The sequence below is a fragment of the Bacillus sp. D7-8 genome (genome assembly GCF_052055895.1).
Classification (GTDB): Bacteria; Bacillota; Bacilli; order Bacillales; family Bacillaceae; genus Bacillus; species Bacillus velezensis.
The window spans coordinates 980,393-993,841 of the sequence record NZ_CP179922.1 but is presented as its reverse complement, the minus strand read 5'-3'; the positions used below and the strand labels follow the sequence as shown (position 1 = coordinate 993,841).

13 protein-coding genes are annotated in these 13,449 nt (G+C 48.1%); 5 read left to right on the top strand and 8 right to left on the bottom strand.

Going from position 1 to position 13,449, the window contains the following annotated elements; genetic code table 11:
• Nucleotides 1-119 precede the first annotated feature (119 nt).
• On the top strand, nt 120-971 hold the full coding sequence (locus tag ACKTRM_RS05150) for a peptidylprolyl isomerase (protein WP_007409226.1): 852 nt from the start codon (nt 120-122) through the stop codon (nt 969-971).
• 38 nt (nt 972-1,009) lie between these two features.
• Here ACKTRM_RS05150 and ACKTRM_RS05145 read toward each other — a convergent pair whose 3' ends face one another.
• From ACKTRM_RS05145 to ACKTRM_RS05120, 6 genes are all read right to left on the bottom strand, one after another.
• Nucleotides 1,010-1,237 carry a sporulation YhaL family protein gene (locus ACKTRM_RS05145; RefSeq protein ID WP_012117207.1) on the bottom strand — a complete coding sequence of 76 codons (228 nt, stop codon included), beginning with the start codon at nt 1,235-1,237 and terminating at the stop codon, nt 1,010-1,012.
• A 114-nt stretch (nt 1,238-1,351) separates the two neighbouring features.
• A complete protein-coding gene (gene yhaM, locus ACKTRM_RS05140; RefSeq protein WP_012117206.1) occupies nt 1,352-2,296 on the bottom strand; it encodes a 3'-5' exoribonuclease YhaM in 945 nt (314 codons plus the stop codon).
• Between the two features lie 73 nt (nt 2,297-2,369).
• Nucleotides 2,370-5,252, bottom strand: coding sequence for an ATP-binding protein (locus ACKTRM_RS05135; RefSeq protein ID WP_012117205.1), 2,883 nt, complete (start codon nt 5,250-5,252; stop codon nt 2,370-2,372).
• A complete protein-coding gene (locus ACKTRM_RS05130) occupies nt 5,249-6,472 on the bottom strand; it encodes a metallophosphoesterase family protein (RefSeq protein ID WP_012117204.1) in 1,224 nt (407 codons plus the stop codon). The genes ACKTRM_RS05135 and ACKTRM_RS05130 overlap by 4 nt, the downstream gene beginning before the upstream one ends.
• 110 nt (nt 6,473-6,582) lie before the next feature.
• Complete coding sequence (locus ACKTRM_RS05125) at nt 6,583-7,842, bottom strand: ABC transporter permease (protein WP_012117203.1); 1,260 nt, start codon at nt 7,840-7,842, stop codon at nt 6,583-6,585.
• Nucleotides 7,835-8,731 (bottom strand): ABC transporter ATP-binding protein, encoded by an 897-nt coding sequence (locus ACKTRM_RS05120; protein ID WP_007409231.1) that lies wholly within the window; start codon nt 8,729-8,731, stop codon nt 7,835-7,837. The genes ACKTRM_RS05125 and ACKTRM_RS05120 overlap by 8 nt, the downstream gene beginning before the upstream one ends.
• Before the next feature lie 105 nt (nt 8,732-8,836).
• Here ACKTRM_RS05120 and ACKTRM_RS05115 point away from each other — a divergent pair, with 105 nt between their 5' ends.
• Nucleotides 8,837-9,022, top strand: a complete 186-nt coding sequence (locus ACKTRM_RS05115) for a YhzD family protein (RefSeq protein WP_015239502.1) — start codon at nt 8,837-8,839, stop codon at nt 9,020-9,022.
• Between the two features lie 24 nt (nt 9,023-9,046).
• Here ACKTRM_RS05115 and ACKTRM_RS05110 read toward each other — a convergent pair whose 3' ends face one another.
• Entirely contained in the window at nt 9,047-9,814 is a 768-nt protein-coding gene (locus tag ACKTRM_RS05110) for an enoyl-CoA hydratase (protein ID WP_012117202.1), read from the bottom strand.
• A 184-nt stretch (nt 9,815-9,998) separates the two neighbouring features.
• Between ACKTRM_RS05110 and ACKTRM_RS05105 the strand changes: the two genes are divergently transcribed.
• Genes ACKTRM_RS05105 through ACKTRM_RS05095 form a run of 3 tightly spaced genes read left to right on the top strand, consistent with a single transcriptional unit; the run spans nt 9,999 to nt 12,099 of the window.
• Nucleotides 9,999-10,352, top strand: a complete 354-nt coding sequence (locus ACKTRM_RS05105) for a hypothetical protein (protein ID WP_012117201.1) — start codon at nt 9,999-10,001, stop codon at nt 10,350-10,352.
• 27 nt (nt 10,353-10,379) lie between these two features.
• Nucleotides 10,380-10,877: a cation:proton antiporter regulatory subunit gene (locus ACKTRM_RS05100; RefSeq protein WP_012117200.1), complete on the top strand. Its 498-nt coding sequence runs from the start codon at nt 10,380-10,382 to the stop codon at nt 10,875-10,877.
• A 7-nt stretch (nt 10,878-10,884) separates the two neighbouring features.
• A complete protein-coding gene (locus tag ACKTRM_RS05095) occupies nt 10,885-12,099 on the top strand; it encodes a cation:proton antiporter (RefSeq protein WP_012117199.1) in 1,215 nt (404 codons plus the stop codon).
• 25 nt (nt 12,100-12,124) lie between these two features.
• Here the strand turns inward: ACKTRM_RS05095 and ACKTRM_RS05090 are convergent, their stop codons facing one another.
• Nucleotides 12,125-13,414, bottom strand: a complete 1,290-nt coding sequence (locus ACKTRM_RS05090) for a lysine N(6)-hydroxylase/L-ornithine N(5)-oxygenase family protein (RefSeq protein ID WP_023356813.1) — start codon at nt 13,412-13,414, stop codon at nt 12,125-12,127.
• Nucleotides 13,415-13,449 lie beyond the last annotated feature (35 nt).

The following is a 13,449-nucleotide window of genomic DNA, read 5'->3' as shown; positions in this document are numbered from 1 at the left end:
TATCAGGAAAAAGTTTGACTAGACGAATGCCCTTTATTTAAAATCTTTTTACAGAAAGCCACAATATGTTATGATACGCATATGCAATTTAATTTGGATGATTAGGAGTGTTTAAAGGAATGAAGAAAATCGCGATAGCAGCTATTACGGCAACGAGCGTCCTGGCTCTCAGCGCTTGCAGCAGCGGCGACAACGACGTGATTGCCAAGACGGATGCCGGAAATGTAACAAAAGGCGAGCTCTACACGAACATGAAAAAAACCGCGGGCGCAAGTGTGCTGACACAGCTCGTACAAGAAAAAGTATTAGCAAAAAAATACAAAGTAACGGATAAAGAAATCGATACCAAGCTGAAAGAGTACAAAACGCAGCTCGGCGATCAGTACAGCTCCCTTAAACAGCAGTACGGCGAAGATTACCTGAAAGATCAGGTGAAGTACGAACTGCTTGCACAAAAAGCGGCGAAAGACAACATCAAAGTGACTGACTCCGATACGAAAGAATATTACGACGGCTTAAAAGGTAAAATCCGCGCGAGCCACATCCTTGTCGCTGACAAAAAGACAGCTGACGAAGTGGAGAAAAAGCTGAAAAAAGGCGAGAAGTTTGAAACGCTTGCGAAAGAATATTCAACTGACAGCTCAAAAGACAACGGCGGCGACCTTGGCTGGTTCGATAAAAAGTCAATGGATGAAACATTCAGCAAAGCTGCATTCGGCCTGAAAGTCGGACAAGTCAGCGATCCGGTCAAAACAAAATTCGGTTATCATATCATCAAAAAGACAGAAGAACGCGGCAAATATGATGACATGAAAAAAGAACTGAAAGAAGAAGTTCTTAAGCAGAAATTAAACGACAACTCAGCTGTACAGGCGGCAATTCAAAAAGTCATGAAAAAAGCTGACGTAAAAGTGGAAGACAAAGACTTAAAAGACACGTTTAACACTTCAACTTCTTCTGAATCTAAATAAAAAAACTGTGCGGGCTCTCGGTGAGCCGCACAGTTTTTTTATGCGATGGAATGATTGGAGTTTTCTTCCGCGTCCCCGTTTTCACTTGCGGGCGCCGCCATACGGCGCTCGCGTTCCTGTTCCATCCGTTCAATATACACCCTTCCTTCTTTTTCAATAAACGACTGGTCAAGCTTTTCCTCTTCTTTAGCTGTTGTGAAAAGCTTATAAGCGCTGAAAATAATTCCGATAATGCAAAGGTATACCCACCAAGGAAAAAATAGCACGTCGGTTTCCTCCCTTTTTCACCCAGAGTCTTTATTCTAAGCTATGCTTGATAAAGACAAGTTATGAGAGCTGAACGTAAAAAAGACCGATCATAGAGAATCGGCCTTTTTATCTTATTGATGGAAAGTCGGTTTGTAGAAAGAACGGTTTTCAAGCGCAAATACACGCTCTGTGTATTCGCCCGGCTTCACCCGTTCAAGCGCTCTGTCCATCATGATCATTTTTGCATCCAGATTGTCAATGTAGTGCAGAATTTCCGCTTCTTTCACCATCGGCGGTTTCGGGCTTCCCCATTCCGCTTTTCCGTGATGGCTTAAAATCAAATGCTTCAGAATCAGCACTTCTTCAGCGTCAATCTGAAGCTCTTCGGCTGCTTTTGAAAGCTCTGTCACCATGATTGAAATGTGTCCGAGCAGATTCCCTTCCACAGTGTACGTGGTGGAAACAGGGCCTGAAAGCTCTTTTACTTTGCCGAGGTCATGCAGAATGACTCCGGCATACAGTAAATCCCGGTCAAGAGACGGATACAGATCGGCAATCGCTTTTGCCAGGTTCAGCATGGACACTACATGATACGCGAGCCCGGAGACGAACTCATGGTGGTTTTTAGCCGCCGCCGGGTAATCCATAAACTCAGCCGCATATTTTTTGACCAGATGTCTTGTGATCCGCTGGATGTTTGGATTTTTCATTTCAAAAATGTATTGAGTGACGGTTTCCATCATTTCGTTTTTCGGAATCGGCGCCGTTTCCAGAAAATCATCAATGCTGACATTTTCGTTCTCGCCGGCCGGCCGGATGTTTCTCAGCTTAAGCTGGTTTCGTCCGCGATAGTGATGGACATCTCCGATCACCTTCACGATCGTCTGCGCCGCGTATGTTGTTTCATCAGTCGGCTTGGCATCCCACAGCTTCGCTTCGATATCTCCCGATTGGTCCTGCAGCATTAACGTCAGGAATGGTTTTCCGTTGCTTGCGATTCCCTTAGTCGAAGATTTAATCAGAAAGTATTGATCGACCTGCTCGCCGACCTCGTGCAGCATAATACCTTTTGCCATTCTATTAAAAGCTCCCTCCATATCTTACATAATACCAGTATAGCACATACCTCTTTTTTGAAAATAAACTCTTTTATGACAGGAGCCGCATGACTTGTCCGCTGTGAAAAGACCGGCTGACATGCTCATGGCAGGTGAAATAAAGTATCTGCCGCCCGCCTTCTGAAAGCTGATTCAGCACATCAAACAGCCGCTGCAGCCGCTGCCTGTCAAAATGGACAAAACTGTCATCAAGTAAAAACGGCAGTGATACCGCAGATTCCCTCTCTGACGCAAGGGCAAAACGAATCGCCGCATAAAGCTGCTCGCATGCCGCCTGTGACAGTTCGCCTGCAGAAAACACCGTTCCGTCTTTCCGCATGACCATAATGGAATCATCAGCCTCGGAAAAATACAATTTGTGATAGCGTCCGTCCGTAAGCGGTACGTATAATGCACCGGCGGTTTCTAACAGACGGGGAAGCGTCACTTTTTTATGCCGCTCCATTTTTTCCCTGATAATGTGTCTGACCGTCTGTAATGCGGCCCACTCTTTAGCGGTTTTTTTCACGCGCTCCTTCTGCATTTCTGTCTGCTGTTTTAAATCGGATACAAGCCCCGAGGACTCCAGCTGCTCTTGCTTCACCGTTAATAAAGCGGTTTGCTCACGGAGCTGGGCGCTTTTTTCCTCAAGCGTTTTTTTCTCTGTTTCCTTCTGAACGACTGTATGTTCAAGTTCGGACACTGTGCGGCTCATGTACGGCTCCAGCTGTTTTCCGCCTATGCCGGACAAGTGCGTTTTGATTTCGCGCAGCTGCCGCTCTGTTTCCCGGCGGCTTTCAGTCAGCCTGGCGAGTTCACAAAAGTGTTCGCGGTTTTTTGCGCCTGCCGCCATGAAAAGCTGTTTGACCTGCTGTTCGTAGTAATGAACTTCTTCGTTTAATTCACGCATTTGCTCTTGTGCATGCAGCAGATCCGTTTCGAGCGCCTGCTTTCGTTTTGCTTCCTCACGGGCCCGTTCCGCCTGCGCCAGCAAAACGTGCAGTCTTTCTTTTACGGACAGCTCCCTTCCGTCTGAAGGACTCAGCTTTTTGACCCGGTCCTCAAATGCTCTTTGCAGCTTTTGCAGCCTGCCCGCTTCAATGGTCAGCTCATGCTTGTTAAGGATTTCTTTTTTGACATCTTTCATCACATGATATGCGTCAAGAAGATGGGAAGGACTTCCTGAAAACCCCAGTTCATTCATAAAAAGTTCCGCCTGTTTTTCAGACGGCGCCATTTCCGCCTCCCATTCTTCATATTGGCGGATGACTCTTTCATATGCCGCTTCTTTCTGTTCAAGCACGGCTTGATCCGCAATCAGCTGCTGCCGGTGCCGGCCGTCACGCCAAAGCTCTTCCTGCAGAAGATCAGCCGCTTCTTTAGAGATCGCCGGCTTCTTTTTCTTGTGTCCGGGCCCTCCTCTTTCTGACGGCAGCGGTTTTTGCATGCCGGACAGCATATACAGCAGCAGAGCACCGCTAAAAAGGGCGGCGGGCAGCCATTCCTTTAACATAGCGAAAATCGCAATGAACAGAATGCCCGCACCGAGAAAGAGCTTTTTTTGTTTGGCGCGCTGTTTTTCCAGATGCTGAACATGTGCCTGCCATTCGTTTCCTTCTGTATCAGCCGTTTGCTTATATGATTGTAAAGCGGCTTCTTTTTCTTTCCTGACAGCGGGGTCCAAAATGTTTTCCGCCGTCAAGGCATGTTTTCGTTCGGCTTCTTCCAGCTCCAGCCGCGCTTGTTCGAAAATCGCATCAAGCTGTGTCTTTCTTTCTCTTGCCTGTCCGGCGCTCTGCACGGCTTCCTGCAGCCGCCATTCATATTCATAATCGGTGTTCAGTGAAAGAATGCCGTCCTCCTCATGTCTTCCGAGCTGCTGCAATCCTGACGAAACGCGGGCAGATGTCTGCCGGATCTGTGATTGGATGGCGGCAAGCTGTTCGCCGCGCGATTCGTACATATGCTGCTCGCCGGAAAGCTCCTGCAGCTGCCGCTCTTTTTGCAGCAAGTCCTCATTTGGAGCGAGCAGATCAGCCTGCCGCCTGAGTTCAGCCGATTTTGCCCGAAGCCCCTCAAGACGGGCCGCTTTCGGATGGAGATGCGATTCGTATTTTTCAAGCTGATGCATTCCGTCCTTCGGGAATTGCTTCAATGCTTCCGGATAAGAAGAAAGTTCGCTTTCCAAGGCTGTTTTTTTGTCTGCGAGCGGCTTTGCTTCTATCGCTGATTTTACTGTTTTGATTTCTTCAGTTATGTCTTTCAATCGTGCTTCGGCATCCTGCAAACGGCCGCCGGCGCTTTTTTTCTCTTCCAGAAGGCTGTGATAGCCCGCTTCCGCAGCTTCCGCCTGTTTCAGCTGGGCGCTGAGCCGCTTTAATGTATCCAACTCCTGATTTAAGCGGGGGTTCCGCCCGTTCGGCTTATACATCCTGTCAAGTTCTTTTGCCAGTCGCCCGTCAAGCTTTGCCGCCGCTTCCGATCCGAATAAGCTCGAATACAGGAGAAACTCGCCGATTTTGTCCCGGTTAAAAGCTTGAATCTCCTGCAGTCCGAATACATCGAACGAATAGATCGCTTCGTACAGCGCCCGGTCTGTATCGGAGAGAAGCTGTTTGAGCCATTCTCCGTCCTTGATTTCGCCTGAAGCCGTATACACTCTGACTTTTTCGGCAGCGCCTTTTGTCCGTTCGATTTTGACAGCGCCGTGATCGCCATGCTTCAATTCCACAGCGCCGCCGTAAACCCCGCCGTTTTTCGGTTCGTATTTTTTTGATTTCGGAAAACCGAACAGCACGCTTTTGATAAAGGACATCAATGTCGTTTTGCCCGCTTCATTTAACCCGTAGATCACTTGCACGGGAGAATCTGACAGCTGAAAACTTCGGTCGGAAAATTTTCCGTATTGGTAAATATGCATCGCCGTTATTTTCATCTCTGAAGCTCCTTCATCTGGCGTCTTAAAACGGCTTGAGCCTGCCGCTTAATATCCAGTATCTCTTCATCTGTAAATGAAGCCATCTGACGCCGGTATACGGGATGACGCTCAAGGGCTTCAAATACACCGCTCATGTCTGCGCATTGTTCTATGTCCTGAAGGAGCCCTTTTAAAAACGGATCGGGCGGCACGGTGTCTGTTTCATCCGTCCGATCCTCAAGCGCAAGCGGCCAGACGAAACATTCCTCTTCGGCCTCTTCCTCCTGTAAAGCGGAAAGAAGCTCCTCCGCGATACCTGCGGGCGCCTCCGTCCAAAAGCGGGGCGCCGCGCCGCGAAGCACCAGCCTGACACATGCCGGGCGGCCCGCCGCGCGCAAGCCGGAGAATGTATCCGATGCGGCTTTCAGAAGTGAAGTCATATGTTCAGCTCCGGAGATATCCAGATCAATTTCCTCCCATAACACATCATGCGCTTCTTTGAATTCCCAAGACATCTCACCGTTTGCCGCCCGGACGAGATAATAACCCTTAGGCCCGGTTTCTTTTAAATGCCGGGCTTGAATATTCCCGGGGTAAATGGCGGCGGGATGCTGGGCGGACAGAACCTGCCGTTTATGAATGTGTCCGAGCGCCCAGTAATCCATGCCGCTTTTTTCAAGGTCTTCTTTCGTAAACGGGCAGTACGGGTCATGCCCTTCCGCTCCTGATAACATGCCGTGGAGCATGCCGATATGATAAGGCGCGCCGGTCATTTTCCGGTAACGGGCCGCCTGATTGACCGTTACGCTTCTTTCCTGATAGCTGCATCCGTATATGCTTGCCGCAAGCTCTCCGTTTTTAAAGAAAGATTTTTCCTCCGGTGTATCCGAGGTGAAGATATGTACATTTTCCGGCCATTCAATCGGCGTCCACTTACCGCCCAAATGATCATGGTTGCCGAATATGACGAACACTTGGATATCCGCTTCCTGTAATCTCGTAAACTGTTTTCTCAAAAACAGCTGGGCTTTTAAACTTCTGTTGGCTTCGTCAAACAGATCCCCCGAAAGCAGCACGAAATCTGCCTGCTCCCGGAGTGCCCCGTCCGTCAGTCGGCGGACGCTGTGAAATGTGCTTTCTTTAATACGCGCATATACCGGTTCAGGCAGATTCGAAATGCCGTAAAACGGGCTGTCCAGATGCAGGTCAGCGGCATGAATAAACGTCAGATCAGCCATCTCGCCCTCCCCTTTCTGCAAATTGAATTACCCTTATTTTAGCACCGTTTTTATACGAATGCACGTTCTGCAAAATAAAAAAACAGCCCGGCTGTTCCGGGCTGTTTCACTTATTTTTTGGAGATGCGCAGCGCTTGTTTGATCGCTTTGAATCCGCTGGCGTTTCCGTAAATCAAAACGCCGCCTTTGTAAATTTTCGCGCCGACCGCCGCAAAGATCACGATAGTGAGCAGTGTCAGGGCGATTCCGGCCGCAGCCTGCCAAAACGGGATATCGAGCATCCCGACGCGTAAAAACATAATCATCGGCGTGAAAAACGGAATGTAAGATGTAACGGTAATAAAACCGGCGTCAGGATTGCCGATGCCGAACATGGCGATCATAAAACCTGCCACGACTAAAAAAACCATCGGCTGAATCGTCTGCTGTACGTCCTCTATCCGGCTGACAACACTGCCGAGAAACGCGGCAAGCGTCGCGTAAAGAAAATAGCCGAGCAAATAGAAAATGACAGCATAGACTATCGTCGAGACGGGAACATCCGTAAAATTGAGAAATGCACTGATCGGCGACGACGCATCATTTTGAGGGTTCAGCTTCAGTGAGAGATAACCCGCCGCAATCAGCACCGCAAACTGTGTGATCCCCACGAGCGCGATACCGAACAGTTTGGCAAACATCTGCTGAATCGGCGGCATGCTTGAAATTAAAATTTCCATGACGCGGGACGATTTTTCCGTCGCCACTTCCATCGCAATCATGCTTGCGTACATGATAACTGAGAAGTAGATGACAAACAGCATGATGTATACAAGCCCCATTACCTGACCAAGCTCTTCCTCAGATTTCGCCCCTTTTTCCAGCGCGTCTTTGCTGACTTCCGGCGGAGTGTAGAGGCTGCTGACTTTTTCTGCCGAAATGCCGAGCTTGGCGGTTTCAACAGCGGTTTTTGTCTGGGTTAAAGCCTGCTTGAGAAGTTTATACGCTGATTCATCAGAAATGGTCAGCGCTTTGTAGGCTCCTGTTATCGTTCCTTTTTGATCTTGTCTGATGATAAACAGTCCGTCCCATTCACCGTCTTTGACACGCTTTACGGCATCTTTTTCGGACTCCTTCGTCTCCACTGCCTGCAGATCATTGTCTGTATCCGCCGCTTTAAGCTGTTTTGCAAACGCCGGGTACAGCCCGCCCGTTTCATCAATCACCGCGATTTGCTGCTTGCCGTCATCCGATTGAAACACGGATATAATCGATTGCAGGTTGGTCACCGCTAATACTAATAAAACGGTAATGGCGGTCGAAATAATGAATGACTTTGTCGCGATTTTGTTTTTATATGTATGAAACAGCATAATCCAAAATTTATTCATATACGGCCCCCACCTTTTCTATAAAAATATCATGCAGTGACGGCTCTTCCAATTCGAACTTCCGTATAAAACCTTTCCCTTGCAGCGCCCGGAAAATATCCTGAGAAACCGGTTCATTCGCGACCTGCAGTCTGATTCCGTCATTTGTTTCCTTCCATTTCACGACGCCTTCATGCGTTTTTAAAAAGCTGAGGTCATCATCTGAATGAACGGTGACATTTTTTTTGCCGAAAGACCGCTTAATGTCTTTCAGATTGCCTTGAACGACGGGTTTTCCCTTCTGGAGAATGCACAAATTCTCACAAAGTTCTTCCACATGCTCCATTCGGTGGCTTGAAAAAACGATGGAAACGCCGCTGTTTTTCAAAGAAATAACCGCTTCTTTCAGCAGCTCGACATTCACCGGATCAAGACCGCTGAAAGGTTCATCGAGAATCAGCAGTTCAGGCTTATGCAGGACGGCCGAAATGAATTGGATTTTCTGCTGGTTTCCTTTCGACAGCTCTTCGACTTTCTTATTCTTGTAATCTGTAATGCCGAACCGCTCGAGCCATGTCATGAGCTCTTTTTCCGCCTCTTTTTTGCCCATTCCTTTTAATCTCGCCAGATAGACAAGCTGGTCACTCACCTTCACTTTCGGATACAGCCCCCGCTCTTCCGGGAGATAGCCGATTTTTTCACTGATGGAATAATTGACCGGCTGCCCTTTCCAGGTGATATGCCCGTCAGTCAGGCTTAAAAGACCTAAAATCATCCGAAAGGTCGTCGTTTTTCCCGCGCCGTTTGCGCCGAGGAGCCCGAACATTTCCCTTTCAGGTATTTGCAGGTTCAAATTGTCAACAGCGGTAAAGCTGCCGAATGTTTTCGTTACGTTTTCAATTGTAAGCACGAATCCAACTCCTTCCTTGACCCATTATATACTAATAATGGGTAAAAATTAATGGAGGATTTTAAATTCTTTATCAGAATATCATTCTATAAAGGGGGTGACATGATGGGACAATATGTATTGACCGCATTCCATGCGTCGGGAGAAACGCTGCTGAATGAACGGATCGAAGCGGATAATGAGGCGGAGGCGAAGGCCGCCGGAGAGGCTTTATTGAAGGAAAAAAAGCTTGAGAACAGTACTCATCGCTTGGTAAATGAAGCCGGAAAGCTGATTTTATTCCACAGATAACAGAAGCTTTCCGGCTTCTGTATTTTACCGGTTAAATTGCGGCGTCCGTTTTTCTAAAAAGGCGCAGATGCCCTCTTTATGATCATCCGTTTTTCTCATATTTTCCTGGGCCTTTCGTTCAAGAGACAAAACATCTTTTAACCGGCTGATATGGAGGCTCTGATAAATAGCCTTCGTTTCAATCATCGCTGACAGCGGCGCATGCAGCAATCGGTCGATATACGGTTGTGCCCCCTCCGCAGGGCCGCCGCTGAACAGCTCGTCGGCAAGCTTGAGCCGCACCGCTTTTTCAGCAGGCAATTTTTCACCGCTCCAAATCAGTTTTTTCGCTTCGATCTCACCGACGCGTCTCATTAATAAATAATGGCCTCCTCCATCGGGAACCAATCCGATGCCGATGAAATTCATCGCGAGGCGGGCGTTTTCTTCAGCGAGCACCACATCGGCGCACAACGCGAAACTCAGCCCGAGCCCCGCCGCAGCTCCGTGGATGGCGGCTATCACAATTTTTTTCATATCATAGAGCGTCAGTGTAATGGATTCGATCATTTTCATGAGCCGTTCATATTCTCCTGAATCATGATCAGACGTCATCATCTGGATATCACCGCCCGCGGAAAATCCCCGGCCTTCCCCCCGCAAAAGGACGATAAGCGCCTCACTGTCGGCTGCCATCACGCATGCGTTTTCCAATTCCCGGAGCATTTGTTCATTCAGCGCGTTGTAACTGTCAGGCCGGTTCAGCACAATCTCCGCAATCTTTCCCTTTTCTTCATAGCGAATATACTGCATGTTTACATCCTCCTTGAATCCGCTTACATATTTTGTTCAAATGATATATTCCTTCCGCCGAAGCGAAATTCCTTTATTTTTCAAGGTCAACAGATACCGAAAAATGCATATCATTTGAAACTGAACATACATTTTTATATAGTGAAATTGATATACAAAACAAAAGGGGGGAAAAACGCCGATAATGAAATATGTGATACTCAGCTTGTTACTGAGCTTTTTTATGGTGCTGTTCCCCCCTTCGGATGTCGCTCTTCCTTCCCAATTGGTGACAGAAACAGACAGCCATGTACAAATTTCGGTTTACCCGCAGGAAACGGATTCGGCAAAGACGCCGGTTCACACCAAAACCGCTCCGCAAGGCCTGTCAAAAGGATACGGTGCGTTATCCCGGATGATCTCCCTGTTATCTGTCAAACCTCTTGATCAATTCATTGATTCCACAATGGAAAGGACATGCGCCATTCCGATACAATACCAGTCAAATTACCTCCGGCATCAGACCATTTCTCATTGCCAATCTGTATTTACGGTGTAAAAACAGTATATTCCGGAGGGATTTTTTATGAATATTAAAGAAAACGATCTGCCCGGTATCGGGAAAAAATTCGAAATCGAAACGAGAAATCATGAAAAAATGACGATCATCATTCATGATGACGGCAGGCGGGAAATTTACAGATTTGATGACCGCGACCCTGATGAGCTTCTGGCAAGCATTTCACTTGATGATGCGGAAGCAAGACAGATTGCAGCGATTATCGGCGGTATGGTGTATAAACCGCAGGCGCTTGAATCGATTGAAATGGCGTTCAACGATCTGATTATCGAATGGTTTAAAGTTGAAAAAGGGGCAAAAGCGGCAGGGCGGACGCTCGGCGAACTGGATGTGCGTCAGAACTATGACGTGACGGTCATCGCCATCATTAAGCATAACCAGAAAAAGCTTTTAAACCCGGGCGCTGATTCGCTCCTTGAAGCAAACGATACACTCGTCCTCTCAGGTGAAAGAAAGCATTTGAAAAAGCTGATCCAAGACTTCCTCTCCAGAGACGGAGTGTGATCTGTTTATGGACCATCTCGTATTTGAAGTCGGTACGGCGTTAGTTCTTGTGGCTATTGCGAGTGTCATCGCCAATAAAATTAAATTCTCGATCATCCCCTTCCTGATCATTTTAGGAATGCTCGTCGGGCCGCACGCGCCCCAAGCGGGCATCATTGACCTGACGTTTATCGAAAGCCGGGAAGTGATTGAATTTTTCGGACGGATGGGCGTCCTGTTCCTCCTCTTTTACCTCGGGCTTGAATTCTCGGTCGGAAAATTAGTCAAATCCGGACGTTCTATCGCCGCCGGCGGAACGATTTATATTCTGATTAATTTCAGTTTAGGGCTGATCTACGGCTTTATCACAGGCTTTTCCTTTTTGGAAGTGCTTGTATTGGCGGGCGTCATCACGATATCATCAAGCGCCATTGTCGCAAAGGTGCTTGTCGACTTAAAGCGCACGGCCAATCCGGAAACGGAGCTGATTCTCGGCATCATTATGTTTGAGGATATCTTTCTGGCGGTTTACTTGTCCGTCGTTTCCGGGCTTGTTCTGGGAGACGCGACGTCTGTCGGAGGCGCGCTGATGTCAATCGTGATCGCTTTCGGATATATGCTGCTGTTTTTCATTGCCGCTCGAAAATTGCCGCCTCTGCTGAACAAGCTGCTTGATATCCGTTCAAACGAGGTATTTGCCATCGTCATTTTCGCCGCGCTCTTTTTCATTGCCGGCTTTTCCGAAACGATTCATGTCGCTGAAGCGATCGGCGCGCTCTTGCTCGGACTCGTGTTTTCGGAGACGGCCCATTCTGACAGGATTGAGCATCTTGTCGTGCCGTTCCGTGACTTTTTCGGGGCCATGTTTTTCTTCAGCTTCGGTCTCAGCATTGATCCGTTTTCACTCGGAGATGCGGTATGGCTTGCCCTCGGCGCCGTTCTGCTGACGATTGCCGGAAACTTTATTGCCGGCATGATCGCCGGGCGCCGGGCGGGGCTTTCTCATAAAGCATCGTCTAATATCGGGCTGACCATTGTGTCACGCGGCGAATTCTCCATTATCGTCGCAAATCTCGGCATCGCCGGCGGCCTGTCCGCTTCACTTAAACCTTTCGCCGCCTTATATGTTTTGATACTGGCCATCTTCGGCCCTTTGCTCACGAAAGAATCGAAGCGGATATATCTCCTGTTGAACAGCGTGTTCAAATGGAAGACGCCTGAAAAGAAGCCGCAGAAATCATAAAAAAAACTGACCTCTTCATAAGGGGTCAGTTTTTTTGAGCAGGAAGAAATTGCTGAAAAGCCGTTTTTTTATTAATGGAGAAATGCTCTTTCCCCAGAATGGTATTGATGATTTTTTGGTTTCTGTAAACAGACAGCTTCAAATTTGTAGCGCCCGTTCCGTGAGCATGATCAAGATTCGTTAATGTGAAAAAATGATGCCGCCTGTCGTCCTTAAAGACAAGACGGGAATCGGCCGTCACTTTAAAGCGTTTCTCATCCTCCCATTCGATATCGGGGGCAATTGCCGTAAACCATTCCGGAATATGAGGTTTAAAGCCGGTCGCCAAAATCACTTTTTCTGAATCGGCCGTAAAGGTTTCATCCATCTGCCATTGATGAAAGCTCAGTACGCAGCGCCCGTTTTGCTTTTCAATTTTTTCAAGCTCCGCCATCGGCTGAATATACACGTCAGGCGAACCTCCGCTGATCGATCTGTGATACAGGGCATCGTAAATGGCGGCAAGTGTGTCAGAATCAATGCCGTGGCGCAGTCCGTCCAGCTCAGGGAGCGTGTTCAGCCGTTCTTTAAAAGGCAGGCGGTTAAAATATTCCACATAATCAGGTGTAAACATTTCCTGTCCGAGCTTGGCGGTTTCCAATTCTCGGAATCCGGCGGAGCGTGTCACCCATTGCAGCCGGCTGCGGCGGTATTGTTCATCGTGCAATAAGTCAGAAAAGATCTCCGCGGCGCTCTGTCCGGAGCCGACCACTGTAATTGATTCGGCGCAGGCGAGCTCGTCTTTCCGAAACAAATATTCCGTGCTGACCATCGTGTCCTGACGCGCTTCGTCAGCAATCTCTGCGGGAATAAGCGGTTCAGACCCCGTCCCCATGACGAAATGCTTCGTTTGATAGACACTGATGCTTCCGTCCTCAATGTTCTTGACGCTGACGTCATAATGGTCGCCGGCATTTTTCACGCCGATTACCTCTGAGCCGAAACGGCATGATTTGATTTCTGAAGCCGCCCAGCTCAAATAGTCGTTAAATTCCCGTCTCGGAATATCAAATTCATTAAACGTATAAAACCGGTACAGCCGGTCATGTTCATGGAGAAAGTTTAAAAACGTGTAGCGGCTTTTCGGATCGGCGAGCGTGACCAGGTCCGCCAGAAACGCCACCTGTAAATCCGTCCCTTTAATTAATAGACCGGGATGCCACGCAAATTCTTTCTTTTTATCGAAAAAAAGAGCGTCTGTTCCGGGTATATCCTCTAACAATGCGGCAAGCCCTAAATTAAACGGCCCGATTCCCGCTCCTATGACATCATACATATTATGCACCTCTTGCGAATAACAGTCTGATGGTC